We start from the raw sequence: 25073 nt of genomic DNA on the forward strand, positions 1-25073 counted from the left end.
CTAATGGGACCGGCCGATGATGTAGTCGGCCAGCTCGCGCAGGCGGCAGGCCGACGGCCCCAGCGGCAGCAGCGCGGCGCAGGCCTGTTCGCGCAGGCCGTCCAGCAGTTCGCGCGAGCCGTCCAGTCCCATGATGGACACGTAGGTCGGCTTGCCCCGGGCGGCGTCCTTGCCGGCGGTCTTGCCCAGGGTGGCCGAATCGGCGGTCACGTCCAGGATGTCGTCCACCACCTGGAAGGCCAGGCCCATGGCCGAGGCATAGGATTCCAGGCCGGCGCGCACCGTGCTGCTGGCCCCGGCCACCACCCCGCCCAGCAGCACGCTGGCTTCCAGCAGGGCGCCGGTCTTCATGCGGTGCATGTGCTGCAGCGCCTCGATCGGCAGCGCCCGGCCGACGCTGGCGCAGTCGATGGCCTGGCCGCCGACCATGCCCTCGCTGCCCGCCGCGCGGGCCAGCAGCTGGACCGCCTGGACGGTCAGGGCCGGCGCGATGGGCATCTGCGCCAGGCAATCGAAGGCCAGCGGCTGCAGCGCGTCCCCGGCCAGCATGGCCAGGGCCTCGTCGTCGAACTGGCGGTGCACGGTGGGCCGGCCGCGCCGCAGGTCGTCGTCGTCCATGCAGGGCAGGTCGTCATGGATCAGCGAATAGGCGTGAATCAGTTCCACGGCGGCGGCGGCGGCGTCCAGCGCCAGGTCCTGGGCGGCGGCCGTCCCGGCCGGCGCGCGGCTGGCTTCGCCGGCCGCGTAGACCAGGGCGGCCCGCACCCGCTTGCCCGGCCCCAGGACGGCATAGCGCATGGCCTCGTGCAGGCGCGCGGCATCGTCCTGGACGGGCGGCAGCAGCTCGTCGAGCACCGCCGCGACGTGATCCACCCGATCGCGCAGCCAGGCGTCGAAATTCCCCATCGCAACGCTCATGTCGCGTCCCGCGCCGCGGCGTCGTCGAAGGGTTGGAGCAACTGGTCCTGGAGCACCTGGACCTGCTGCTCGACGGCTTCCAGCCGCCGCTGGCACACCTGGGCCAGCGCCACGCCGCGCTGGTACAGGGCGATGGATTCGTCCAGGCCCAGGTTGCCGTCGTTCATGCGGCCGGCCAGATCCTCGAGTTCGGCCAGCGCCGTCTCGAAGTCCTGGGGCAATGGATCGGCGGGCCGGGGCGTGCGGGCCGGCTGCGGAGTTTGATCGTTGGCCATGGGTTTCATCTGTGCATTCCAGACTGGATTGTACGGGAACCCCGCCGGACCATGAAACCGCCCCGGCCCCGGCCGCCTGCGGGGTGGGGTACAATTTCGTCCCTCGTTCCGCCCGCCAGGATCGCCGGCGCCTGGGGCATCCCGGTGGCGATCCGGGCGGTTCCATTCTTGCGGGGGGAACCAATGACCAACCCTTACATCCCTTCCGGCACGGATCTGGCCAGCCAGCTACCGGTCCACCACTATTTCGATCCAGACGTCCTGGCGCGGGAGCGCAGCCGGATCTTCGAGCGCAGCGCGCGCTACGTGGGCCACGAAAAGATGGTGCCGAACCCCGGCGACTGGCGCACCCTGGTCCACGAAGGCGGGGGACGGGCCCTGCTGCGCGACCGGACCGACGTGCGCCTGCTGTCGAACGTCTGCCGCCACCGCCAGGCCCTGATGCTGGGCAGCCAGACCGGGCGCGACGCCGGTTGCGCTCAAGGAAACGCCGGGCCGTCCCAAGTTTCCTTGCCCCCCTCGGGGGGCGGGCCGGGCGCAGCACGGTCCAGGGGACACTCTACGGGAAATTTGTGCGCAACGGGCGGACGCATCCTGTGCCCCATCCACCAATGGAGCTACGACACCCGGGGCCGCCTGCTGAACGCCCCGCTGTTCCCGGAAAAACCGGACCTGCGGCTGCGGGAATTCCCGCTGCGCAATTGCCACGGCCTGCTGTTCGAGGGCGAGCGCGACCCCCTGGGCGACATCGGCGGCCTGTTCGAGCGGCCGGAATTCGATTTTTCCGACTACGTGCTCGACCACGTGGAAGTCCACCCCTGCCACTACAACTGGAAGACCTTCATCGAGGTCTACCTGGAGGACTACCACGTCGGCCCCTTCCACCCCGGGCTGGGGCGCTTCGTCACCTGCGACGACCTGGAATGGGAATTCGGCGAATTCCACAGCATGCAGCGGGTCGGCGTCCACCAGGCCCTGGGCCAGCCGGGCACCGAGGTCTACCGCCAGTGGCACGACCGCCTGCTGCAATACCGGTCCGGCGCCGCGCCCGATTTCGGCGCGGTCTGGGTGACGTATTTCCCCACCCACATGATCGAGCTCTATCCCCACGTCCTGGTGCTGTCCACGCTGCACCCCGTCGGCCCCCAGGAAACCGTCAACGTGATCGAGTTCTACTACCCCGAGGAGATCGTCGCCTTCGAGCGCGAATTCATCGAGGCCCAGCGCGCGGCCTACCTGGAGACGGCGATCGAGGACGACGAGATCGGCGAGCGCATGGACGCCGGCCGCCGCGCCCTGATGGAGCGCGGCGAGAGCGAATGCGGCCCCTACCAGAGCCCCCTGGAAGACGGCATGGCGCACTTCCACGCCTGGTACCGCCGCATGATGAACCCGGTCACGGATCAGTCCCCTGCGGACTGATCCGTGACTGGTGAATCGGAGCGCCTTGCAAGGCGCGAGGCGGGAGTCACCCGCCTTTCGCCACCGGGCGGGTGGCGTCGGCGCACCACTCGCTCCAGGATCCCGGATACAGGGCCGAGCCGCGCAGGCCGGCCAGTTCCATGGCGAACAGGTTGTGGCAGGCGGTAATGCCCGAACCGCACTGGTGGACGATGCCGTGGTCCAGCCGGTCGCCCAGCAGGGATTCGAATTCCGCGCGCAGCTCGCCGGCCGGCTTGAAACGCCCGTCCACCCCCAGATTGCAGGCAAACGGCCGGTTCAGGGCCCCCGGGATGTGCCCCCCCACCGGGTCGATCGGCTCGACCGCCCCGCTGAAGCGCTCGGGCGCGCGCGCGTCCAGCACCGTGAAGCGCGGCTCGTCCAGGTTGGCCAGGATGGCGCGGGCGTCGACGACGGGCATGGACGGCTTGCCCGAAGGCACGAGGCCCTGGATCGCCTGGGCCTCGCTGAGGGAAGGCGCCCGCGCGCCGGTCTCGGAAGCCCCGCCGGCCGCCCGCCAGGCGGCCCAGCCCCCGTCCAGGACCGCGACGGACTCGTGCCCCAGCCAGCGCAGCATCCACCACAGGTGCGCCGCGAACATGGCGTTGTCGGCATCGTAGACCACCACGTCGGTGCGGGCCGTCAGGCCCTGGGCCCGCATCAGCGCGGCGAAATCGGCTCGATCCGGCAAGGGGTGGCGGCCGTTGCGCCCGGTCTTGAGGGCGCACAGCTGGGTTTCATGGTCCAGATACAGGGCTCCGGGCACGTGGCCCGTCTCGTAGGCCCGCCGGCCCGCCCCGTGGTCCGCTAGGTCGTGGCGCACGTCGAAGATCAGGCACCCCGGCCGGGTCAGGCGGTCGCGCAGGGCCTCGGGCTGAATCAGCAATGCGGTCATGACGGGTTTACCTCCTTCGTGGGAATGCCTGCGCCTTCGGGGCGCGCCGCCCGGCCGTCGCCCCGCAGGGCGCGCGCCTCGGTGTACGTGCGCCAGACCGACAGCAGGCCGGAACCGATGATCAGCGCCATGCCCGCCCAGGCCAGCGGCGCCGGCCGGTCGCCCCAGAACAGGACGCCGATCAGGGCGGCAAAGATGATGGTCATGTACTGCAGCGCCGCCGTCAACAGGGTAGACCCCAAACCGAAGGCCCGGGTCATGGCCAACTGGCCCACCAGCCCCGCCAGGCCCAGCCCGACCAGCGCCAGCAAGGCCAGGGGATCGCTGGTGCGCCAGCCCTGCAGCGCGATGCCGGCCAGGCCGCTCAGGCAGACCCCCAGCGAGAACAGCAGCACCGTGCGCCATTCGGGCTCGCCGACCTGGCCCAGCTGGCGGATCTGCATCATGGCGATCGCCGCCAGCCCGCCCGCCCCCAGCCCCATCAGGGCCGCGATCCACTGATCATGCTGGATGCTGGGGCGCAACACGCCCAGCACGCCCAGGAAGCCGGCCAGCACGGCCAGCACGCGCACCGGATCGCGCTGGGCGCCGCCGAAGAACAGCATCCAGCCGGCGATGAACAGCGGCGCCGTGTAGTTCAGGCTGATGGCCGTGGGCAGGGACAGGCGGGACAGCGCGAAGAACCCCAGCCACATGGACGTGATGCCGCTGAGATTGCGCCAGACGTGCAGGCGCCAGCTGGACGGGCGGATCGTGCGCCGCGTGGAGCGCGCCCAGAAATACAGCAGCAGGACGGAGGGAATGCCGCGGAACAGGACGATTTCCGGCAGCGTGGCGCCGAGATCGGCGGCGACCTTCACGAGGGCCCCCATCGCGGCGAACATGGCGCAAGCCAGCAACATCCACAGAGACTGCATGCGTCACCAAAGACAGGGATACGAACCGGAAGCCGATACTATACACTTCGCACATCGTCGTCCCCTTCTTGCGGAGCCCTGCCCCACATGAAACGCATCATTCTGTTCCTCGTCACCAACATGGCCGTGATGCTGGTGCTCAGCATCACCATGAACCTCCTGGGCGTCGGCCGCTACCTGACGGCCAACGGCATCGACCCGGTCGCACTGCTGGTATTCGCGGCGGTGCTGGGGTTCGCCGGCTCGTTCATCTCGCTGCTGATGAGCAAATGGATGGCCAAGTCCAGCACCGGCGCCCGGGTCATCGATCCCCAGGCGCCGCGCGACCGGCGCGAGGCCTGGCTGGTGGCGACCGTGCACCAGCTGGCCGACCGGGCCGGCATCGGCCGCCCGGAAGTCGCCATCTACGAAGGCGCGCCCAACGCCTTCGCCACCGGCGCCTTCCGCAACGACTCCCTGGTGGCGGTGTCCACCGGCCTGCTGTCGTCCATGACCGAAGAGGAAGTCACCGCCGTCCTGGGCCACGAAGTCGCCCACATCGCCAACGGCGACATGGTGACCCTCACACTGATCCAGGGCGTGGTCAACACCTTCGTCATCTTCCTGTCGCGCCTGGTCGGCTACTTCATCGACCGCGCCGTGCTGAAGAACGAGCGCGACGTCGGCATCGGCTATTACGCCAGCGTCTTCGTCTGTGAAATCCTCTTCGGCGTGCTCGCCTCGATCATCGTCGCCTGGTTCTCCCGCCAGCGCGAATTCCGCGCCGACGCGGGCTCGGCCCGGCTGCTGGGCGCGCGCGAACCCATGATCCGCGCGCTGGCCCGGCTGGGCGGGGTCGAGGCCGGCGAACTGCCAAAGTCCTTCGCCGCCTCGGGCATCGCGGGCGGCGCCATCGGCGCCCTGTTCGCCTCGCATCCGCCCATCGAACGGCGCATCGAGGCCCTGCGCCAGCAGGCAGCCTAGGGAAGGCCGGATGTGCGCGAACTCCAGGTCCTGATCGCCTTCGGCGGTTTCGTCGCCCTGCTGCTGTGGGGCGTACACATGGTGCAGACCGGCGTGCAGCGGGCCTTCGGCAAGACGCTGGGCCTGTGGATGGGCCGCGCCATGGGCTCGACCCCGCGCGCCTTCGGCACGGGACTGCTGATCACCGCCGCCATCCAGAGCAGCACGGCCACCGGCCTGATGATCACCGGCTTCGCCCTGGACGGCCTGGTGCCCCTGGTGCCGGGCCTGGCGGCCATGCTGGGCGCCAACGTCGGCACCACCCTGATCGTCCAGGCGCTGTCCTTCGACCCGACCGCCCTCGCGCCCGGCCTGGTGCTCGCCGGCGTCTGGATGTTCCGCCACTACGAGCCGGGCCGCGCCCGCGACCTGGGACGGGCCCTGATCGGCCTGGGCCTGCTGCTGCTGGCCCTGCACGAACTGGTGACCCTGTTCGAGCCGCTGCAGAACGCGCCGTTGCTGGGCAGCGCCCTGCTGGCCCTGGCCGGCGCACCGGTGATCGCCCTGGTGGCCAGCGCGGCGCTGACCTGGGCCTCGCATTCCAGCGTCGCCGTGGTGGTGCTGATCATGTCGCTGGCCCACCACGACCTGATCCCTCCGGAACTGGCCTACACGCTGGTGCTGGGCGCCAACCTGGGCACCGCCATCAACCCCGTCCTGGAAGGCGGCGGCGACGGCAACCCCGCCTCCCGCCGCGTGCCCATGGGCAACCTGGGCACCCGCGTCGCCGGCTGCCTGCTGGGCCTGGCCCTGCTGCCCTGGGCCGGCCCGGTCATGGCGGCGCTGGGCGACGCCGCGCACTCCGTGGCGAACTTCCACCTGCTGTTCAACCTGACGGTGGCCGCCTGCTTCATGCCCGCGCTGCGGCCCTACGCCCGGCTGCTGCAGCGGCTGCTGCCGCCGCGCGCCGACCCCCACGATCCGGCCCGCCCCCAGTACCTGGACGAGTCCGCCCGCGAAGTCCCGGCCGTGGCCCTGGGCCAGGCCGCCCGCGAGGCCCTGCGGCTGACGGACCTGCTGCGCGAATCGCTGCGGCTGACCGGACAGGCCCTGCTGCGCGAGGATCCCCGGGCCGGCGGCCAGGCCCGCTACCTGAACGGCGCCATCAGCCAGCTGGACCGGTCGGTGACCGCCTACCTGGCGACCCAGGACCAGGAAAGCCTCAGCGCCGACGACGCGCAGTACCTGAAGTCCATCCTGACCTTTTCCATGAATATCGCCCACGCCGCCGACGTGTCCGGCATGGGCCTGCTGGGCCACGCCGGCCGGCTGAACAAGAAGCACTGGACGCTGGACCCCGAGCAGCAGGCGGAACTGGCCGAAGTCCTGGAACGGCTGCAGCGCAACCTGCGCCAGGCCGCCGCCCTGTTCGTCTCGGGCGACCGCGCGGCGGCCCGCGCCCTGGCCTTCGAAAAGGAACACTTCCGCGCCCTGGAGGCCCGGGCGGCCGAACGCTACCTGGAGCGCATCAAGACCGGCCGCATCGACGCCGCCGACGTCGGCGCCTTCTACCTGGAAATCCTCCGCGACGCGGGCGGGGTGAATGCCTGCCTGGTCAACGCGGCGGCCTACCCCATCCTGGACCGGCACGGCGAACTGCGCCCCAACCGGCTGCGCGAATCGGAGTGAGCCGGCCGCGCCGCGCGGGGCGGCATGGCTCGGCGGATCGCCGCCGATCAGTGCGCGGCGCCCCAGTCGGGGCCGACGCCCACCTCGGCCACCAGCGGCACCGCCAGTTCCGCCACGCCCGCCATCAGCACGGGCACCCGCTCGCGCAAGGCCTCGATCTCGTCGTCGGCGGCGTCGAACACCAGTTCGTCGTGGACCTGCATCACCATCAGGCTGCGCAGGCCCTCGGCGTCCAGCCAGTCCTGGACCGCCACCATGGCCATCTTGATGAGGTCGGCCGCCGTGCCCTGCATGGGCGCGTTGATGGCGGCCCGCTCGGCGGCGGCCGCGCGCGGCCCCTTGGCGCCGGACAGCTCCGGAAAATACAGGCGGCGCCCGAACACGGTTTCCACGTAGCCCTGCTCGCGGGCCTGGCGGCGGATGCGGTCCATGTAGTCGGCCACGCCGGGGTAGCGCATGAAATAACGGTCGATGTAGGACTTGGCCGCCGCCCGGGTGATGCCCAGGTTGCTCGCCAGGCCGAATTCGCCCATGCCGTAGATCAGGCCGAAGTTGATGGCCTTGGCCGCCCGCCGGTGCTCGGCGTCGACCTGGTCCAGGGGCAGGCCGAAGACCTCGGCCGCCGTGGCGCGGTGGATGTCCAGCCCCTGGGCGAAGGCCTGGCGCAGGTTCGCGTCGCCCGACACATGGGCCATCACGCGCAATTCGATCTGCGAATAGTCGGCCGACACGATCTTCCCCAGGCTGGACACGAAGGCCGAGCGCACGCGGCGGCCCTCGGCCGTGCGCACGGGGATGTTCTGCAGGTTCGGATCGGACGAGGCCAGCCGCCCGGTCACCACGGCGGCCTGGGCATAGCGCGTGTGCACCCGGCCGGTGCGCGGGTCGATCATGCGCGGCAGCTTGTCGGTGTAGGTGGATTTCAGCTTGGCGATGCCGCGGTATTCGAGCAGCAGGCGCGGCAGGGGATAGTCGGCCGCCAGGCGGGTGAGGACGTCCTCGTCGGTGGACGGCGCGCCGCCCGCCGTCTTGCGCAGGACCGGCAGCTGCATGCGCTGGAACAGGATCTCGCCCAGCTGCTTGGGCGAATTCAGGTTGAAGGGCTGGCCCGCCAGCGCGTGGGCCTGGGCCTCGAGGTCGATCATCTGCCGGCCCAGCTCGTGGCTCTGCGCCGCCAGCACCTTGGCGTCGATGGCCACGCCGTTGCGCTCGATGCGCGTGAGCACGTCGGAGGTGCGGATCTCCAGTTCGTAGATGCGCTTCAGGCCGGCCTCGGCCTCGACCTTGGGCAGGAGGACCTGGTGCAGGCGCAGGGTGAAATCGGCGTCCTCGGCGGCGTAGTGCGCCGCCTGGTCCAGGGCGACCTCGTCGAAGCCGATCTGGCGCGCGCCCTTGCCGCACAGGTCCTCGTAGGTCGTGCCCGTGAGCCCCAGCCACTGGATGCACAGTTCCTGCAGGTTCACGCGCCGGTGGGACTGCAGCACGTAGGCCTGCAGCATGGTGTCGTGCCTCACCCCGCGCAGGGCGACCCCTTCATTGGCGAACACGTGGGCGTCGTACTTGGCGTGGTGCAGCAGCTTGGGCGCGGCCGGGTCCTCCAGCCAGGGGCGCAGGCGCTCGAGCACCAGGGCGCGGTCGAGCTGTTCGGGCGTGCCCGGCCCGCGGTGGCCCACCGGCACGTAGGCCGCGCGGCCGGGCTCGACGGCGAAGGACACCCCCACCAGGCGGGCCGCCATGGGATCCAGGCTGGTGGTCTCGGTGTCCAGCGCGGCCAGGGGCGCGGCCCGCAGGCGCTCCAGCCAGCGGTCCAGCGCCGCCTCGTCGAGGATGGTTTCGTACCGCACCTCGTCGGGCGCGGGCGGCGCCTCGCGCGCCGCGCGGGCGTCCTGGGCCGGGATGCGGTCCGGCTCGCCGGTTTCCTCGCGCAGCCAGGTCCGGAAACCGTAGGCTTCATACAACCGGACCAGCGCCTCGTGGTCGGGCGTGCGCAGGCCCAGCGCCGACGGCGCCCACTCGGGCTGCAGTTCGCAGTCCAGGCGGATCGTCAGCAGTTCCCGCGTCATGGGAAATTTCGGCGCCGCCGCGCGCAGGTTTTCCCCGGCCACGCCGCGGACGTCGCCGGCATGGGCGACCAGCGTGTCGATGTCGCCGTATTCGCCCAGCCACTTGGCGGCGGTCTTGGGGCCGACCTTGTCCACGCCGGGCACATTGTCCACGGCATCGCCGGTCAGCATCAGGTAATCGACGATGCGCTCGGGCGGCACGCCGAACTTGCGGATCACGCCTTCGCGGTCCTGGCGCTCGCCCGACATCGTGTTGATCAGTTCGACCCGGTCGTCGACCAGCTGGGCCAGGTCCTTGTCGCCCGTCGAAATGATGGTATAAAAGCCGTTTTCGCCCGCCTGGCGCGCCAGGGTGCCGATGATGTCGTCGGCCTCCACGCCCGGCGCCGAGATCACGGTCCAGCCCAGCGCGGCGGCCGCCTGATGGATCGGCTCGATCTGGGCGCGCAGGTCGTCCGGCATCGACGGCCGGTTGGCCTTGTAGTCGGGATAGATCGTTTCCCTGAAGGAGCCTCCCGGGGCGTCGAACACGCAGGCCCCATGGGTCGCCACGTCCTTGTAATCCAGCAACAGCCTCCGTAACATGGAGACGACGCCATACAGGGCTCCGGTGGGTTCGCCGCGCGCGTTGCGCAGATCGGGCATCGCATGATAGGCGCGGTACAGGTAGCTGGACCCATCCACGAGCAACAAGGTTTTTTTCATGACGGACAATAAGACGAAACGCGTTTCGGCCGAAGAACAGATTCCCACGATTATTGCAGAGATGCGCGCGGCGGCCGCGGCTTTCCAGAAAATCGGCCTGGGCGTGAGCCTCTTCGGCAGCGCCCGGATCCCCCGCGACCACCCCTTCTACGCCCTGGGCATGGAACTGGGCGCGCGCATCGCCCAGCTGGGCCTGCCGGTGATCGCCGGCGGCGGCCCCGGCCTGATGGAAGCCGCCAACCGCGGCGCCTTCGAGGCGGGCGGACGCAGCGTCGGCCTGAACATCCGCCTGCCGCGCGAAAAGACCGACAACACCTACCAGACCGACAGCCTGCACTTCGAATACTTCAATTCGCGCAAGGCGTCGTTCTTCATGCACAGCCTGGCCTACGTGGTGCTGCCCGGCGGCTTCGGCACGCTGGACGAGCTGTTCGAGGCCATCACGCTGGTGCAGACGATGAAGCAGCCCCCCGCCCCCATCATCCTGGTGGGCGTGGAATTCTGGTCCGGCCTGATGGACTGGGTCCGCGACCAGCTGCTGACCCACGGCATGATCGGGCCCTTCGACCTCGACCTGCTGCTGGTCTCCGACGACATCGACGAAATCGTCCGCCTCATCCAGGAAGCCGCCCAGATCGAGCAGCGCCGCGAACCCGCGCTGCCGACCTGAACCTCCCGGACGCGAGGGGCCGCGCGCGCCCTCCCGGGAGCGTCCCGGGCCGCCCCTAGGGGTAATGCTCGATGCGCCCGGGCGAAGACCTGGGTTAACATCACGCCTTGTTACCGCCGGCCGGCGCCGTCCGCCGCCCCGGCTCCCCAGGAGAACGATTCGATGAAAACCACCCTGCTTGGCGCCGCGCTGCTGATCGCGGCCGGCCTGATCCCCGCCGTCGGCTCCGCCGCCGACGCCAAGGAACTCAAGATCGCCACCGAAGCCGGCTACCCGCCGTTCGAATACCGCAACCCCAACGGCCAGCTCGAAGGCTTCGACATCGACATCGGCAACGAAGTCTGCAAGCGCCTGAACCGCACCTGCGTGTGGATCGACCAGTCCTTCGACAGCCTGATCCCCGGCCTGCAGGCGCGCAAGTTCGACCTCGCCAACTCCACCATGACCGCCACCGAGGCGCGCAAGAAGGTCATCGACTTCTCCACGCCGATGTACATCGTGCCGGTCAAGCTGATGGTCAAGAAGGGCAGCGGCCTGGAACCCACCGCCGAATCACTGAAGGGCAAGCGCGTCGGCGTCCAGCAGGGCACCACGATGGAAACCTACGCCCGCAAGCACTGGGCGCCCAAGGGCGTCGAAATCGTCGCCTATCCCAGCTACACGAACGCCTACGTGGACGTCACGGCCGGCCGCCTGGACGCCACCTTCCAGGAAGCCCAGAGCGCGGTCGACGGCTTCCTGAACAAGCCCGAGGGCGCCGACTACGAACTCGCCGCCATGACGCTGGACGATCCGATCCTGAACGAGCCCATCGCCATGGGCATCCGCAAGGGCAACGCGCTCAAGGCCGACGTGGACAAGGTCCTCAAGGCCATGCTGGCCGACGGCACGCTCCAGGGCTACGCGAAGAAATACTTCGCCGAAGGCCTGATCCAGTTCCCCGCCCAGTGATCCCGCGCCGGCCGCGCCATGCCGCCTGACTGCGCGTCCGGACCCGGCCTCCGCCCCGGCGGGGGCCGTCCGGCCGATCCGGTCGGGCGCGGCGCGGCCGGCGGCCCCCAATCCGGGCACGGCGGCCCCGGCGCGTACGCCGGGGCCGTCCATCCCATCGTCCATCCCCGATTTCCATGTTTCTAGACGGCTACGGCCCCCTGCTGCTGGCGGGGACCTGGGTCACCATCAAGCTGGCGTTGCTGTCCCTGGCCGTGGCCGTGGGACTGGGGCTGCTGGGCGCCTGGGCCAAGCTGTCGGCCTCGTGGGCGGCCCGCCTGGCCGCCACGGCCTACACCACCCTCATCCGCGGCGTTCCGGACCTGGTGCTGATGCTGCTGATCTTCTTCAGCATGCAGATCTACCTGAACGACCTGACCGACCTGCTCGGGCTGGACCCGATCGACATCGACCCCTTCGGCGCCGGCGTACTGACGCTGGGCTTCATCTACGGCGCCTACTTCGCCGAGACCTTCCGGGGCGCCTTCATGGCCGTGCCGTACGGCCAGATGGAAGCCGCCACGGCCTACGGCATGCGCGAGTTCCAGGTCTTCCGCCGCGTCCTGTTCCCGCAGATGATGCGCCATGCCCTGCCCGGCATCGGCAACAACTGGCAGGTCCTGCTGAAATCCACCGCCCTGGTGTCCCTGATCGGCCTGAGCGACCTGGTCAAGGTCGCCCAGGACGCCGGCAACGTCACCTTCCGGGTGTTCCTGTTCATCAGCCTGACCGGCCTGATCTACCTGGCCCTGACCACCCTGTCCAACGGCATCCTGTACTGGCTGGACCGGCGCTACAGCGTGGGCGTGCGCGAGGTGCAGCTATGACCGACGTGCTCGAACAATTCTGGCGCGCCTACCTGTATGCCAGCAACGGCAGCCCGTCGGGCATGGCCGTCACCCTCTGGCTGCTGGTGCTGTCGGTGTCGATGGGCTTCTTCATCTCGATCGGCCTGGCCGTGGCCCGCGTATCCTCGCGCCGCTGGCTGTCGATCCCGCTGTGGCTCTTCAGCTACGTGTTCCGCGGCACGCCGCTGTACGTGCAGATCCTGTTCATCTACGCCGGCATCTACAGCCTGGAATTCGTCAAGGGAACCCCCGCCCTGGCGGCGTTCTTCCAGAGCGGCTTCAATTGCCTGGTGCTGGCCCTGACGCTGAACACGGTCGCCTACACGACCGAAATCTTCGCCGGCGCCATCCGCGCCACCAGCGCGGGCGAGATCGAGGCCGCGCGCGCCTACGGCATGACGCGCTTCGCGATGTACCGCCGGGTGATCCTGCCGTCGGCCCTGCGCCGCGCGCTGCCGGCCTACAGCAACGAGGTCATCCTGATGCTGCACGCCACGTCCCTGGCCTTCACCGCCACCGTGCCCGACATCCTCAAGATCGCCCGCGACGCCAATTCGGCCACCTACCAGACCTTCGCCTCCTACGGGCTCGCCGCCCTGCTCTATCTGTGCCTGTCGTTTACACTGATCGGGCTGTTCCGCCGGTTCGAGCGCCGCACGCTGGCCTACCTGGGCACCCACCGCTGATCCCCATGTCCAAACTCGAAGTACTCAACATCCACAAACGCTACGGCGACAACGAGGTCCTCAAGGGCGTCTCCCTGACGGCCAACGCCGGCGACGTGATCTGCATCCTGGGCTCCAGCGGCTCGGGCAAATCGACCTTCCTGCGCTGCATCAACTTCCTGGAAAAACCCAACCAGGGCTCGGTGTCGCTGAACGGCGAACTGCTGAAGATCGTCCACGACAAGCACGGCGAACCCCACGCCGCCGATCTGGACCAGCTGCGGCGCCTGCGCTCGAAGCTGGCGATGGTGTTCCAGCACTTCAACCTGTGGGCGCACATGAACGTGCTGGGCAACGTGATCGAGGCTCCGATCCAGGTGCTGAAGCTGGGCCGGGCCGAAGCCGTCGAACGCGCCCGCCACTACCTGGCCAAGGTCGGCCTGGATCCCAAGGTCGAGACCCAGTACCCCTCGTCCCTGTCGGGCGGCCAGCAGCAGCGCGTGGCGATCGCCCGCGCCCTGGCCATGGAACCCGAAGTCATGCTGTTCGACGAGCCCACCTCGGCGCTGGACCCCGAGCTGGTGGGCGAAGTGCTGAAGGTCATGCAGAAGCTGGCCGAGGAAGGCCGCACCATGCTGGTCGTCACCCATGAAATGGGCTTCGCGCGCAACCTGGCGTCCCAGGTCATGTTCCTGCACCAGGGCGTGGCGGAAGAAACCGGCGCCCCGGCCGACATCTTCGACAATCCGCAGAGCCCCCGGCTGCGGCAGTTCCTGTCGGGCAACCTGAAGTAAGAGCCCCCCGCATGCTTCACCACGGCGCCCATCGGCGCCGTTTTCCTGAATGATGCCCCACGCGATTCGTTGCGATTCGTTCATTCGAATGAATCGCTTTCGCGCGCCGCTTGATAGACTGCCTTCAAGAATGAAAAAGGGAGGCGGCATGGAAGGCAAGGGCACCGGCCTGGCGCTGATCGTCATGGGCCTCACGGCCGTCGTGGCGCTGTCGCTGATCCACATCGCCTGGAAACGCACCGACATCCACGATCACATGCTGGGGGCGGTGCTGGGCATCATCCTGCTGGCGGCGGTGCTGGCCATGGTGTTCCTGTTCTTCGCGATGCCGGGCAACCGGCGGCCCGTCGTCTTTTTCCTGACGTTCTTCGTCCTGCTGACCCTGCCGGGCAGCGTCTTTCTGCACGCGCGGGCGTATACCGGTTTCAGTCTCAACGCCTACGACCTCGACGCGCCGGGCATGCCCTCGCCGCTGCTGTTCCTGCTGCCCTACATCGCGCTGGTGGCCCTGGTCTTCATCCGCCTGGCGAGCTGGTCCATGACCTTCGAGCCCGAACCGGGATCCCGCGCCATCGGCGCCCAGGATCTGCGGCAGCGCCTGCGGACCCTCGACGACGGCGCCGAATTTCCCTTCACCGTCACCCCCGGAAAGCGCGCGGACGAATTGATCGTGGATTGGAAATACGCCGACGCCGTCTGGCTGGACCTGCTCCGGCTGCACAAGATCTCGGAACTCGCCCGGCTCACGATCCGCCTCGACGAGTCCGATCACACGGCGCGGGTGCGCGAAATGCAGTCCCAGTTCAACGCCTCGGCCGGCGCGGGCGGCGCCGGCCTGTCATTCAAGATGCAATGGGGCGCCATTACGTTCTACGAAACCAAACGGGAGACGGTTTACGGCATCCAGATCGAGAACGGCCGCCCGGTGGCCAGGCTCGGCTACCGCTACGGCTTCGACATCCGGGAAATGCGCGATCCCCTGCTGAAACTGATCACGGCGAACGGCTGGACGTTCAAATGCGTGCCGCTGCCCATCAAATGGCTGACCGGGTAGGCGGGCAGGTCTACCGGGCAGCTCACCGTTGTGCGCTTTTCATCCGTCAGTATTTCCCAGTCTGGCGGGGCGACGGCGGCATCTCCAGAATGAGGCTTCCCGCCTCTGGAAGCCTGCCATGCCATCCCGGAAAGCCTCGCCGCTCCACACCGCGACAGCAGACGACCATGACAGTCCCTGGAAAGACGCCTTGGAGATTTTCTTCCAGCAAGCCATCGAATTGCTTGTCCCCGCATTGTTCGCGACCATCGACTGGTCAGCTGCACCGGTGTTTCTCGACAAGGAACTGCAGGCGATCGAAGTCCCGGACGGCCCCCCTGGCGATGGCCGTCTGTATGCGGACAAACTGGTCCAGGTCCGCCATCTGAACGGCGCCGATGCATGGGTCCTGGTCCATGTCGAAGTGCAAGGCGGCGACGCCGGCCCCCAGGCGACCGCCCGGATCACGCACCGTATGTACCGCTATCGGACGCGCATCGAGGACCGGCACGAAACACTCAGTGCCCAGGCCGGACAGCTCCCGCCGGCCCTGTTCAGTCTGTGCATCCTGGTCGCCAGCCGGTCGGGGCCGGATCACCTGGGATACCGGCGCGAATTCCTCGGCCAGGGTGTGAGTTTTTCCTTTCGCGTCGTACACTTGTCCCAGTGGCTGGACCGCTGGGATGAACTGGAATCGCTGGCTCGCACGAACCCGTTCGCGGTGGTGATCATGGCACAATTGCAAGCTTTGCGGCATCATGGGGCGCAGCGGATGGCACCCGCCGTATCGCTTGCGCGGCTGCTGTATGGATATGGCTACGATCGTGACCGGATCCGGCCGCTGCTGCGACTGATCGAATGGCTGCTGCGTCTGCCCAAGGACCAGGAATCAGTCTATCTGGCGGCGCTGAAGCGCATCAAACAGGAGCAAAAGATGGGTTATGTGATGATCGCGGAGCGTCTGGGAATGGAGAAAGGCGAGGCGCTGGGCGAGGTCAAAGGCCAGGCCAAGCTCCTGCTGCGCCAGATCGAACGCCGCTTCGGCCCGGTGGATGCCGAGATCACACGACGGATCCAATCCGCCCGTGCCCGAGACCTCGAAACCTGGTCGCTGAACATCCTGGACGCCACGACGCTGCCGGACGTCTTCCGTCCCTGATCCCTCTCGGGACCATTCCCGCGCCCTCTCAGAACCGCCGCCGCATCACCCGATGCGGGATCCCCGCGTCCATGAAGGTCCCGCCCTCCTCCACGAAACCATGGCGGGCGTAGAAGGGGCGCGCCTGCAACTGGGCATCCAGCACGACTTCCGCGTCGCCCCGGAGGCGGGCCGCGTCCATCAGCGCGTTCAGCAAGAGCGAACCGACGCCCTGGCCACGCCAGGCCTTGCGCACGGCCATGCGGCCGATGTGGCCGTCGGGCAGCAGGCGGCCGGTGCCCATGGCCCGGCCATCGGCGTCGTAGGCGATGGCGTGCAGGCACTGCGCGTCGCGGGCGTCCAGCTCTTCTTCCAGCGGCACCCGCTGTTCCTCCACGAAGACTTCCAGGCGGATGCGGCTGGCCTCGGCGCCCAGCGCATCCCAGTTTCCCGTGACGACGCGGCGGCCTTCGGCCAGCCCCTCATGCGGCTTGCCGGCGGACCCGTGCCGCGATTCGCCGGCGCGGGGCGCTTCCTCCGATGCGGACGCCCGGACGGCGCCATCCAGAGCGAATGCCAGCACTTCGGGCAGCCAGTCGGCGAAATCCGAGAGGCCGTGATCGCCGCCCTCGATGATGCGCTGGCGGCTGCCCGCGAAGCGGGCCCGCATTTCCCGCCAGTCCAGGACCTCGTCGCCGGTGGCGGCGAGCAGGAAATACCGTTCCGGACGCGTCAGGACCGGGATGTCGGCTTCGGCTCGCGCCAGTTCGTCCACGTAGCCGGGCAGGAACTCGAAAGGCTCGTCGCCATGGAAGGTGCGGTGCGAGCCGACCTGGGTCGCCAGGTCGCGGGCCGCATGGACGACGGGATTGAGCAGCACGGCGCGGCAGCCCAGGCGTTCGGCCAGCCAGGTGGCGTAGAAACCGCCCAGGGACGAACCGATGACGGTCAGGCGGTCCGCCGCGTCGTCCCGCGCCGGCGCCGCGTCCCGCCGTCCGCCCCGGAAAGCCGCCTCGGCGTTCAGGCCCGCCTCGGCCAGGCTGAGCGCCAGTTCCAGCGCGGCCGCCGGGCTGGCGGGCAGTTGCGGGCAGTGCCATTCGTGCGCCCGGCCGCGCTCGGCCACGGCCCGGGCCATCAGGCGGGCCTTGAAGGAGTCGGGAGAGGAACGGAATCCGTGCAGGTAGAGAATCATGGCATCCAGGCGGCGCGCGGCTGCCCGGGCGCCCGGCGGCGCGCGACGGAGCCCCGCCGCCTCATTGTAAGCAGCTTCGCGCGGGACCGCCGGCCCCGCCATCCGTCCCGCCCCGTCCGCCGCGAGACGCTGTAAGATCGACACATTCCCCATCCGGACATCCGTTTCCTTTCCCGCCATGCCGCTACTCGAACCGGTCAGCACGCTGCGTGACTACGACGGACAGGCCCACGTCCACGTCCACGATCATGCGCAGGTGATGGCGCCGCTGGCCGGACGCATGGAACTGGAAGTCGACGGACACGCCCTGTTCACGGACCCGTCCTGCGGGATGCTGATCCCGGCGGGCGCCCGGCACGCCTATTGCGCGCGGCCCGGCACCCGCATCCTGGTGATCGACGCGCCCGAATCGGCCGGCCTGGAACGGCTGCGGCGCTTCGCCCTGACGCCCGCCTGCCGCACCCTGGGCGGCCAGGGCGACGCCGCGCGGCAGCTGGCCCTGCTGCTGGATCTGCCCACGGTGCTGTCCTCGCGCCGGGGCCTGGACCTGGCGCGCCTGGACACCGCCCTGGCCGGGGCATTGCACGAATCCTGGCCGACGGCCCGCATGGCGCGGCTGTTCAATCTCAGCCCGCAGCGCTTCCACGCGCGCCTGCTGGAACTGTCCGGCCAGACGCCGGGCGACCATCTGCGCGCCCTGCGGCTGGAGCACGCGAGCCGGGCGCTGGCGCGGGGGGCGACGCTGGAAGTCGCCGCCGCGCAGGTCGGCTACCGGTCCGGCAGCGCCCTGGCCTACGCGCTGCGGCGCGACCGGGGCACCGGCGCCCGCGCCCTCCGGCGGTCCACCTCCTGAGCCCCCGCGCGCCGCATGCCGGGCGGCATGCGAGAGCCCGCGGCCGGCGATGCGCCCGGGCACCGCGCCGCCGGAGCGGGCGAAGACCACGAGCGTTTCTCGACAAATGGCCGCCGGCCGCGCTGCCATCATGGCGGCATGAGCACGATACCGAATCCCTCCCCGGCCGCTTCCCGGGTCCGGCCCCTGCGGGGCATCCTGCTGGTGCTGGGCGCCGGCATGCTGTGGGGCACCACAGGCACGGCCCAGAGCTTTTCCGACGGCGCGCTGTCGCCCTACTGGGTGGGCGCCCTGCGCCTGGGGGTGGCATCCCTCTTCTTCCTGGCCTACGCCGGCTCGATCAACGGGCTGCCCCACCTGGGCCGCCAACTGGCGGGCCTGGACTGGCGCCGCACCGCATGGGCCGGCGCCTGCATCGCGGGCTACAACCTGGCGTTCTTCGCCGGCGTGAAAGCCACGGGCGTGGCGGTGGGCACGGCGCTGGCCATCGGCAGCGGCCCGATCTGGGCCGGCCTGCTGCAACTGGCCGGCGGCGCCCGGCCCGGGCCGGGCTGGTGGACGGGCACGCTGCTGGCGGTGGGCGGCGGCGTGCTGCTGGTGTTCGGGCGCGGCGGCGACATCCAGGCCGATCCGCTGGGCATCGTCCTGTGTCTGGCCGCCGGCCTGGCCTACGCGCTCTACACCTTGCTGAACAAGCGGCTGGTGGATCGCTCGGCGCCGGCCGTCACCACACTGGGCGTGTTCCTGGTCAGCGCCCTGCTGGCCCTGCCGGCCGCCGGGCTGTGGGCCGGACCGCTGCAGATCACGGCCTCGGGCTGGCTGATGGTCGGCTTCCTGGGCATCGCCTCGACGGGGATCGCCTACCTGCTGTTCAGCACGGGCCTGCGCGGCATCAGCGCCGCCACCGGCGTGTCGCTGGCCCTGATGGAACCCGTCACCGCCTTCCTGCTGGCCCTGGCGGTGGTGGGCGAGCGGCCCGGCGCGCTGGCCTACGCGGGCCTGGCCGCGCTGCTGGCGGGCCTGGCGATCGTGATCCGGGCGGAGACACGGTAAACCCGGCAAAATGCAGAAACCCCGCGAAGCGGGGTTTCTGCATTCAGGCCATTCAGCGCATCAGGCCGATTCGCGCAGGCTGCGGCGGCGCTCGTGCTCCTGCAGGTAGCGCTTGCGCAGGCGAATCGACTTGGGCGTGACCTCGACCAGTTCGTCGTCGGCGATGAATTCGACGGCGTATTCCAGGCTCAGGGCGATGGGCGGCACCAGGTCGATGTGCTCGTCCTTGCCGGAGGCGCGGACGTTGGTCAGCTTCTTTTCCTTGATCGGATTGACCACTAGGTCGTTGTCGCGCGAATGGATGCCGATGATCATGCCTTCGTAGACCGGATCCTGGGGCGACACGAACATGCGGCCGCGCTCCTGCAGCTTCCACAGGGCGTAGGCCACGGCGGTGCCGTCGTCCTGGCTGATCAGCACGCCGTTGCGGCGCTCGCCGACGCCGCCCTCGCGCACCGGCGCGTAGTCGTCGAAGATGTGGCTCATCAGGCCCGTGCCGCGCGTGAGCGTCAGGAATTCACCCTGGAAGCCGATCAGGCCACGCGCCGGAATGCGGTATTCCAGGCGGGTGCGGCCGCGCCCGTCGGGCTGCATGTCCTGCAGGTCGCCCTTGCGCCGGCCCAGTTCCTCCATCACGCCGCCCTGGTGCGAGTCTTCCACGTCCACGGTCAGCAGTTCGTACGGCTCGCACTTCACGCCGTCGATGTCCTTGAACATCACGCGGGGACGCGACACCGCCAGCTCATAGCCTTCGCGGCGCATGTTCTCCAGCAGGATGGTCAGGTGCAGTTCGCCCCGGCCGCAGACTTCGAACACGGTGTCGTCGTCGGTGTCGTTCACGCGCAGGGCGACGTTGGACTTCAGTTCGCGGTCCAGGCGGTCGCGCAGCTGGCGGCTGGTGACGAACTTGCCCTCGCGCCCGGCCAGGGGCGAGGTGTTCACCATGAAGTTCATCGTCAGCGTGGGCTCGTCGATGCGCAGCATCGGCAGCGCCTCGGGCACGGCCGGATCCATCAGGGTGCAGCCGATGCCGATGTCCTCGATGCCGTTGATCAGCACGATGTCGCCAGCCTCGGCCTCGCTCACCAGCTCGCGCTCCAGGCCCTTGAACTTCAGCACCTGGTTGACGCGGCCCTTGAAGGACTCGCCCTCGGGGCCGAACTTCACCGCCACGTCCTGGCCGGCGCGCAGGCGGCCCCGGTTGATGCGGCCCACGCCGATCTTGCCGACGTAGCTGCTGTAGTCCAGGGAAATGATCTGCAGCTGCAGGGGGCCGTCGGCGTCGTCGTCGCGTTGCGGCACGTATTGCAGGATGGCGTCGAACAGGGGCCGCATGGTGCCGGAGCGCACGTCGTCGGTCAGCCCGGCGTAGCCCGACAGGCCCGAGGCGTAGATCACCGGGAAGTCCAGTTGCTCCTCGGTCGCGCCCAGCTTGTCGAACAGGTCGAAGGTGGCGTTGACCACGTAGTCCGGGCGCGCGCCCGGGCGGTCGACCTTGTTGACCACCACGATGGGCTTCAGGCCCAGCGCCAGCGCCTTGCGTGTGACGAAGCGGGTCTGCGGCATCGGGCCTTCGACGGCGTCGACCAGCAGCAGCACGCCGTCCACCATGGACAGCACGCGCTCGACCTCGCCGCCGAAGTCGGCGTGGCCCGGGGTGTCGATGATGTTGATGTGCGTGCCTTCGTATTCGACGGCGCAGTTCTTGGCCAGGATCGTGATGCCGCGCTCGCGCTCGATGTCGCCCGAATCCATCACCCGCTCGGACACCTGCTGGTTGTCGCGGAAGGTGCCGGACTGCCGCAGCAGCTGGTCGACCAGTGTGGTCTTGCCATGGTCCACGTGGGCGATGATGGCCACGTTGCGCAAAGCTCGTTTCATAGAATGTTTTCCTCGGTGGAAACACTTGCCGGGCGCAGGCCGTCCGGCAAGGCGTGTAAAGGGATCAGCGCCGTCGCCGGCGCTTCCATGGCCTGCAGGGCTTCCAGCCCCACGGCCCGCTCGATCGAAAACGGCCCGACGGCGGTGCGCCGCAAGGCCGACAGGTGCGCCAGGCAACCCAGGCGGCGGCCGATGTCCTGGGCCAGGGTGCGCACGTAGGTGCCCTTGCTGCAATGCACCCGCACCCGGGCGCCGCGGCCGTCGCATGCCAGCAGGTCCAGCGCGTGGATCGTGATCCGGCGCGGCGGACGCTCCAGCTCGATGCCCTGGCGGGCGTATTCGTACAACGGCTTGCCGTCGCGCTTGAGCGCCGAGACCATGGGCGGGATCTGCTCGATCTCGCCCCGGAACGCGGCCAGCGCGGCCTCCAGCGCGGCGGCGTCCACGCCGGAAAAATCATCCGGCGCGCGCGCCGTGACGTGGCCCGTCAGGTCGCCGCTGTCGGTCTCCTCGCCGAAGGCCAGGGTCGCCTCGTAGACCTTGTCGGCTTCCAGCATGGCGGCGGAAATCTTCGTCGCCCGGCCGAAACAGCAGATCAGCAGGCCCGTGGCGAACGGGTCCAGCGTGCCGGTATGGCCCGCCTTGCGGGCGTCCACGGTCCGCTTGGCGCGCTGCAGCGCATGGTTGCTCGACAGGCCCTCCGGTTTGTCCAGCAACAGGACTCCGTCGAGCATCTGCCCGCGTCGGGAAGCCATCGTTCAATCCGTCCAGATGAGTGACGACCGCCCTGTCAGGGCTGGCCGTCCGGGTCTTCGAGTTCGGGGATGTCCGAAGCGCCCGCCTGGGGACGGTTGGCCCGATCGATCAATTGCGTGAGTTCGATGCCGCGCGCCAGCTGCTCGTCGTGCACGAAGCGCAGGGTGGGCACCGTATGGATGTGCAGCAGGCGGAAGAGCTGCGAATGCAGCCAGCCCGCCTTGTCGTTCAGGGCCTGGGCGGCGGCGGCGGGCTCGGCGCCCAGCACCGTGAAGTAGACCTTGGCATGGGCGTAGTCGGCCGACAGATCGACGCCGGTGAGCGTGATCAGGCCGGCGCGCGCGACGTCGAGCTCGCGCTGCACCAGGGCCGCCAGGTCCTTCTGGATCTGGTCGGCCAGGCGCGTGTTGCGTCCGGGATTCGGCTTGGATTTATGACGACCCATGATTCTTGCCGCGCGCTCAGAGCGTGCGGGCGACTTCCTTGATTTCGAAGACTTCGAGCTGATCGCCGACCTGGATGTCGTTGTTGCCCTTGAGCGTGATGCCGCAATCGAAGCCGGCCTTGACTTCCTTGGCGTCGTCCTTGAAGCGGCGCAGCGAATCCAGGGAGCCGGTCCAGTGCACCACGTGGTTGCGCAGCAGCCGTACCTGGGAATCGCGGCGCACCACGCCTTCGAGCACCATGCAGCCGGCGATATTGCCCACGCGCGACACGGTGAAGATCTCGCGGATCTCGACCAGGCCGATGACTTCCTCGCGCTTCTCGGGCGCCAGCATCCCCGACATGGCGTTGCGCACGTCGTCGATCGCGTCGTAGATGATGTTGTAGTAGCGCAGGTCGATGTCGTTGGTCTCGGCCAGCTTCTTGGCGGGGGCGTCGGCCCGCACGTTGAAGCCGATCACCACGGCGCCCGAGGCGATCGCCAGGTTGACGTCGCTTTCGGAGATGCCGCCCACGGCCGCGTGCACGACCTGCACCCGGACCTCGTCGGTGGACAGCTTGAGCAGCGACTGCACCAGGGCTTCCTGGGAACCCTGGACGTCGGTCTTGACGATCAGCGGCAGCGTGCGCACGCCCTCGCCCAGGTTGTCGAACATGGATTCCAGCTTGGCCGCCTGCTGGCGGGCGAGCTTGACGTCGCGGAACTTGCCCTGGCGGAACAGGGCGATCTCGCGGGCCTTGCGTTCGTCGTTCAGGACCAGGACCTCGTCGCCGGCGGCCGGGACTTCGGCCAGGCCCTGGATCTCGACCGGGGTCGAGGGGCCGGCTTCGGCGGTGGGCTTGCCGGTGTCGTTCAGCATGGCGCGCACCTTGCCGAAGGCCACGCCCGCCAGCACGGCGTCGCCGCGATGCAGGGTGCCGCTCTGGACGAGGATGGTCGCCACGGGACCGCGGCCCTTGTCGAGGCGGGCCTCGATGACGATGCCCTTGGCCGGCGCGTCGACGGGCGCCTTGAGTTCCAGGATCTCGGCCTGCAGCAGGACGTTTTCCAGCAGCTCGTCGATGCCCTGCCCGGTCTTGGCGGACACGGCGATGAAGGGCACGTCGCCGCCGTATTCCTCGGGCACGACTTCCTCGGCCACGAGTTCCTGCTTGACGCGGTCGGGATTGGCTTCCGGCTTGTCGATCTTGTTGATCGCCACCACCAGGGGCACGTTGGCCGCGCGAGCGTGGTGGATGGCTTCCTTGGTCTGGGGCATGACGCCGTCGTCGGCCGCCACCACCAGGATGACGATGTCGGTGGCCTGGGCGCCGCGGGCGCGCATGGCCGTGAAGGCCTCGTGGCCCGGGGTGTCCAGGAAGGCCACCACGCCGCGATCGGTCTTGACGCTGTAGGCGCCGATGTGCTGGGTGATGCCGCCGGCCTCGCCCGTGGCGACCTTGGTGCGGCGGATATAGTCCAGCAGCGAGGTCTTGCCGTGGTCGACGTGGCCCATGACGGTGACGACCGGCGCGCGCGGCAGGGCCTCGACCTCGTCGGCGGTCTCGGTGTCGGCCAGGAAGGCTTCCGGATCGTCCAGCTTCGCGGCGATGGCGGTGTGGCCGAGTTCCTCGACCACGATCATGGCCGTTTCCTGGTCCAGGATCTGGTTGATGGTGACCATCTGGCCCAGCTTCATCAGGTGCTTGATGACCTCGGCCGCCTTCACGGACATCTTGTGGGCCAGGTCGGCGACGGAAATCGTTTCCGGCACGTGGATTTCACGCGCGATGAATTCGGCCTGCATCGGTTCCTGGTGATCGGCCTGGCGGCGGCCCTTGCCGCGCGCGCCCTTGCCGCCCCGACCGCCGGCCTTGCCGCCCGCGCGCCAGGCATCGCGCCCGGCGCCCGGCGACAGCGTCTCGGCCTTGGAAGGCTTCTTGCGGCCGTCGTTGGACCAGCTCGAGGACACGTCGGCCGCCTTGATGACCTTCTTGCCCTCGGATTCCTTCTTGACGGTGGCGGCCTTGGTGCCGGCGGGCTTGTGCAGCGTGCCGGTGGTGGGCGCTTCCTCGGGTTCGGGCGCGCGCAGGACCTTGCGCGGCTGGCGCATCATTTCACGCAGGGCGGCGGCTTCGGCCTCGGCGGCGCGGCGCGCGCGTTCGCGGTCGGTGTCCGCCGGGGCGCGGCGGGCCTTGCCCGGCGTGGCCTGGGGCGCGGCCACCGGCGCGGAGGACGCGGGCACGGGTTCGGCGCGCGGCGCGGGTTCGGCGGCCGGGGCCGGTTCGGCCGCAGGCGTCTCGGCCACGGGCTCGGCGACAGGGGTTTCGCTCACGATATCCTGTTGGGGTTCGGCCGGGGCCTGGGCCTCGGCGGGTTCTTTCTGTGCCGCGGGTTCGGCCGCCGCGGGTTCGGCCGGGGTTTCGGCCTGCGGCGCCTGGGGCGCGGCCGGCGCCGTCTCGGGCACGGAGGATTCCGCCGGACGGGCGTCGGCGGCCGGCTCGGCCGCGACCGGGGCCGCCGGCGTCTGGGCGGAAGGTTCTTCGGTCCGGGGCGCGGGCGCGGGCGCCGCTTCCGCGGCCGCCGGAGCGGCCTGGGCGGCGGCCTCGGCGCGGGCTGCCTCGGCCGGTTCGGGGCGGTCGCGCTTGACCAGCACGCGCTTCTTGCGGACCTCGACCTGGATCGTGCGCGAGCGGCCCGAGCTGTCGGCCTGGTGGATTTCCGACGTCTTGCGGCGCGTCAGCACGACTTTCTTGCCCGTGTCGGAGCCGTGCGAACGCCGCAGGGATTCGAGCAGGGCGCTCTTGTCTGCTTCGGTCACGTCGGCGTTCACCGAATCCAGCTCGACGCCGGCCGAGCGGAAATGATCCAGCAGGACGTTGGCGGGCATGTTCAGTTCTTCGGCGAATTGGGCGACGGTGTTACTCGGCAT

At 69.5% G+C, this 25073-nt stretch carries 22 protein-coding genes and 1 pseudogene; 12 read left to right on the plus strand and 11 right to left on the minus strand.

The window, feature by feature from the left end:
* Positions 1–918, minus strand: coding sequence for a polyprenyl synthetase family protein (locus ACFO27_RS08370; protein ID WP_376816936.1), 918 nt, complete (start codon positions 916–918; stop codon positions 1–3).
* Entirely contained in the window at positions 915–1193 is a 279-nt protein-coding gene (locus ACFO27_RS08375) for an exodeoxyribonuclease VII small subunit (RefSeq protein ID WP_323023483.1), read from the minus strand. The genes ACFO27_RS08370 and ACFO27_RS08375 overlap by 4 nt, the downstream gene beginning before the upstream one ends.
* A 183-nt stretch (positions 1194–1376) precedes the next feature.
* On the opposite strand from ACFO27_RS08375, the gene ACFO27_RS08380 reads away from it, so the two are divergent.
* Positions 1377–2615, plus strand: coding sequence for an aromatic ring-hydroxylating oxygenase subunit alpha (locus tag ACFO27_RS08380; RefSeq protein ID WP_376816937.1), 1239 nt, complete (start codon positions 1377–1379; stop codon positions 2613–2615).
* 46 nt (positions 2616–2661) lie between these two features.
* Here the strand turns inward: ACFO27_RS08380 and ACFO27_RS08385 are convergent, their stop codons facing one another.
* Positions 2662–3528: a sulfurtransferase gene (locus ACFO27_RS08385; RefSeq protein ID WP_376816938.1), complete on the minus strand. Its 867-nt coding sequence runs from the start codon at positions 3526–3528 to the stop codon at positions 2662–2664.
* Positions 3525–4445 (minus strand): DMT family transporter, encoded by a 921-nt coding sequence (locus tag ACFO27_RS08390; protein ID WP_376816939.1) that lies wholly within the window; start codon positions 4443–4445, stop codon positions 3525–3527. Before ACFO27_RS08390 ends, ACFO27_RS08385 begins: the two co-directional genes overlap by 4 nt.
* Positions 4446–4532: 87 nt before the next feature.
* Between ACFO27_RS08390 and htpX the strand changes: the two genes are divergently transcribed.
* Positions 4533–5408: a protease HtpX gene (gene htpX, locus ACFO27_RS08395; protein WP_376816940.1), complete on the plus strand. Its 876-nt coding sequence runs from the start codon at positions 4533–4535 to the stop codon at positions 5406–5408.
* A 12-nt stretch (positions 5409–5420) separates the two neighbouring features.
* Positions 5421–7076: a Na/Pi cotransporter family protein gene (locus tag ACFO27_RS08400; protein WP_376816941.1), complete on the plus strand. Its 1656-nt coding sequence runs from the start codon at positions 5421–5423 to the stop codon at positions 7074–7076.
* 47 nt (positions 7077–7123) lie between these two features.
* On the opposite strand, the gene polA is transcribed toward ACFO27_RS08400, so the two are convergent.
* Positions 7124–9844: a DNA polymerase I gene (gene polA / locus ACFO27_RS08405; protein ID WP_376816942.1), complete on the minus strand. Its 2721-nt coding sequence runs from the start codon at positions 9842–9844 to the stop codon at positions 7124–7126.
* Between polA and ACFO27_RS08410 the strand changes: the two genes are divergently transcribed.
* From ACFO27_RS08410 to ACFO27_RS08440, 7 genes are all read left to right on the plus strand, one after another.
* A complete protein-coding gene (locus tag ACFO27_RS08410) occupies positions 9843–10514 on the plus strand; it encodes an LOG family protein (RefSeq protein ID WP_376816943.1) in 672 nt (223 codons plus the stop codon). The genes polA and ACFO27_RS08410 overlap by 2 nt on opposite strands.
* Before the next feature lie 162 nt (positions 10515–10676).
* The gene (locus ACFO27_RS08415) at positions 10677–11465 is read left to right on the plus strand and encodes a transporter substrate-binding domain-containing protein (RefSeq protein WP_376816944.1); all 789 of its coding nucleotides are present in this window, start codon (positions 10677–10679) and stop codon (positions 11463–11465) included.
* Positions 11466–11641: 176 nt separating this feature from the next.
* Positions 11642–12331: an ABC transporter permease gene (locus ACFO27_RS08420; protein WP_376816945.1), complete on the plus strand. Its 690-nt coding sequence runs from the start codon at positions 11642–11644 to the stop codon at positions 12329–12331.
* A complete protein-coding gene (gene hisM / locus ACFO27_RS08425) occupies positions 12328–13038 on the plus strand; it encodes a histidine ABC transporter permease HisM (RefSeq protein ID WP_376816946.1) in 711 nt (236 codons plus the stop codon). Before ACFO27_RS08420 ends, hisM begins: the two co-directional genes overlap by 4 nt.
* Positions 13039–13043: 5 nt before the next feature.
* A complete protein-coding gene (locus ACFO27_RS08430) occupies positions 13044–13811 on the plus strand; it encodes an ABC transporter ATP-binding protein (protein WP_376816947.1) in 768 nt (255 codons plus the stop codon).
* Between the two features lie 130 nt (positions 13812–13941).
* A complete protein-coding gene (locus ACFO27_RS08435; protein ID WP_376816948.1) occupies positions 13942–14865 on the plus strand; it encodes a hypothetical protein in 924 nt (307 codons plus the stop codon).
* Between the two features lie 190 nt (positions 14866–15055).
* Complete coding sequence (locus ACFO27_RS08440) at positions 15056–16003, plus strand: DUF4351 domain-containing protein (protein ID WP_376816949.1); 948 nt, start codon at positions 15056–15058, stop codon at positions 16001–16003.
* Between the two features lie 28 nt (positions 16004–16031).
* On the opposite strand, the gene ACFO27_RS08445 is transcribed toward ACFO27_RS08440, so the two are convergent.
* The gene (locus ACFO27_RS08445; RefSeq protein ID WP_376816979.1) at positions 16032–16565 is read right to left on the minus strand and encodes a GNAT family N-acetyltransferase; all 534 of its coding nucleotides are present in this window, start codon (positions 16563–16565) and stop codon (positions 16032–16034) included.
* Positions 16548–17174: pseudogene (locus ACFO27_RS08450) on the minus strand (YqiA/YcfP family alpha/beta fold hydrolase); the annotation flags it as partial. The gene ACFO27_RS08445 and the pseudogene ACFO27_RS08450, both read right to left, overlap by 18 nt.
* Positions 17175–17352: 178 nt before the next feature.
* On the opposite strand from ACFO27_RS08450, the gene ACFO27_RS08455 reads away from it, so the two are divergent.
* Complete coding sequence (locus ACFO27_RS08455; protein WP_376816950.1) at positions 17353–18027, plus strand: helix-turn-helix domain-containing protein; 675 nt, start codon at positions 17353–17355, stop codon at positions 18025–18027.
* Between the two features lie 138 nt (positions 18028–18165).
* Positions 18166–19080, plus strand: coding sequence for a DMT family transporter (locus ACFO27_RS08460; RefSeq protein ID WP_376816951.1), 915 nt, complete (start codon positions 18166–18168; stop codon positions 19078–19080).
* A 60-nt stretch (positions 19081–19140) separates the two neighbouring features.
* Here ACFO27_RS08460 and typA read toward each other — a convergent pair whose 3' ends face one another.
* From typA to infB, 4 genes are read right to left on the minus strand one after another with little or no spacing between them, the layout of a single operon-like run.
* Positions 19141–20961, minus strand: coding sequence for a translational GTPase TypA (gene typA / locus ACFO27_RS08465; RefSeq protein ID WP_376816952.1), 1821 nt, complete (start codon positions 20959–20961; stop codon positions 19141–19143).
* Positions 20958–21716, minus strand: a complete 759-nt coding sequence (truB, locus tag ACFO27_RS08470; protein WP_376816953.1) for a tRNA pseudouridine(55) synthase TruB — start codon at positions 21714–21716, stop codon at positions 20958–20960. Before truB ends, typA begins: the two co-directional genes overlap by 4 nt.
* A 35-nt stretch (positions 21717–21751) precedes the next feature.
* Positions 21752–22162, minus strand: coding sequence for a 30S ribosome-binding factor RbfA (gene rbfA / locus ACFO27_RS08475; protein ID WP_376816954.1), 411 nt, complete (start codon positions 22160–22162; stop codon positions 21752–21754).
* A gap of 16 nt (positions 22163–22178) precedes the next feature.
* Entirely contained in the window at positions 22179–25073 is a 2895-nt protein-coding gene (infB, locus tag ACFO27_RS08480) for a translation initiation factor IF-2 (RefSeq protein ID WP_376816955.1), read from the minus strand.

Source organism: Castellaniella denitrificans (assembly GCF_042653765.1).
Taxonomy (GTDB): Bacteria; Pseudomonadota; Gammaproteobacteria; order Burkholderiales; family Burkholderiaceae_B; genus Castellaniella; species Castellaniella denitrificans.

Excerpts from the sequence above, each read along its gene's own strand:
- ACFO27_RS08370 (WP_376816936.1), bottom strand. The coding sequence starts at position 918 with ATGAGCGTTGCGATGGGGAATTTCGACGCCTGGCTGCGCGATCGGGTG.
- ACFO27_RS08375 (WP_323023483.1), bottom strand. The coding sequence starts at position 1,193 with ATGGCCAACGATCAAACTCCGCAGCCGGCCCGCACGCCCCGGCCCGCC.
- ACFO27_RS08380 (WP_376816937.1), top strand. The coding sequence starts at position 1,377 with ATGACCAACCCTTACATCCCTTCCGGCACGGATCTGGCCAGCCAGCTA.
- ACFO27_RS08385 (WP_376816938.1), bottom strand. The coding sequence starts at position 3,528 with ATGACCGCATTGCTGATTCAGCCCGAGGCCCTGCGCGACCGCCTGACC.
- ACFO27_RS08390 (WP_376816939.1), bottom strand. The coding sequence starts at position 4,445 with ATGCAGTCTCTGTGGATGTTGCTGGCTTGCGCCATGTTCGCCGCGATG.
- htpX (WP_376816940.1), top strand. The coding sequence starts at position 4,533 with ATGAAACGCATCATTCTGTTCCTCGTCACCAACATGGCCGTGATGCTG.
- ACFO27_RS08410 (WP_376816943.1), top strand. The coding sequence starts at position 9,843 with ATGACGGACAATAAGACGAAACGCGTTTCGGCCGAAGAACAGATTCCC.
- polA (WP_376816942.1), bottom strand. The coding sequence starts at position 9,844 with ATGAAAAAAACCTTGTTGCTCGTGGATGGGTCCAGCTACCTGTACCGC.
- ACFO27_RS08415 (WP_376816944.1), top strand. The coding sequence starts at position 10,677 with ATGAAAACCACCCTGCTTGGCGCCGCGCTGCTGATCGCGGCCGGCCTG.
- ACFO27_RS08420 (WP_376816945.1), top strand. The coding sequence starts at position 11,642 with ATGTTTCTAGACGGCTACGGCCCCCTGCTGCTGGCGGGGACCTGGGTC.
- hisM (WP_376816946.1), top strand. The coding sequence starts at position 12,328 with ATGACCGACGTGCTCGAACAATTCTGGCGCGCCTACCTGTATGCCAGC.
- ACFO27_RS08430 (WP_376816947.1), top strand. The coding sequence starts at position 13,044 with ATGTCCAAACTCGAAGTACTCAACATCCACAAACGCTACGGCGACAAC.
- ACFO27_RS08435 (WP_376816948.1), top strand. The coding sequence starts at position 13,942 with ATGAAAAAGGGAGGCGGCATGGAAGGCAAGGGCACCGGCCTGGCGCTG.
- ACFO27_RS08455 (WP_376816950.1), top strand. The coding sequence starts at position 17,353 with ATGCCGCTACTCGAACCGGTCAGCACGCTGCGTGACTACGACGGACAG.
- ACFO27_RS08460 (WP_376816951.1), top strand. The coding sequence starts at position 18,166 with ATGAGCACGATACCGAATCCCTCCCCGGCCGCTTCCCGGGTCCGGCCC.
- typA (WP_376816952.1), bottom strand. The coding sequence starts at position 20,961 with ATGAAACGAGCTTTGCGCAACGTGGCCATCATCGCCCACGTGGACCAT.
- truB (WP_376816953.1), bottom strand. The coding sequence starts at position 21,716 with ATGGCTTCCCGACGCGGGCAGATGCTCGACGGAGTCCTGTTGCTGGAC.
- rbfA (WP_376816954.1), bottom strand. The coding sequence starts at position 22,162 with ATGGGTCGTCATAAATCCAAGCCGAATCCCGGACGCAACACGCGCCTG.
- infB (WP_376816955.1), bottom strand. The coding sequence starts at position 25,073 with ATGCCGAGTAACACCGTCGCCCAATTCGCCGAAGAACTGAACATGCCC.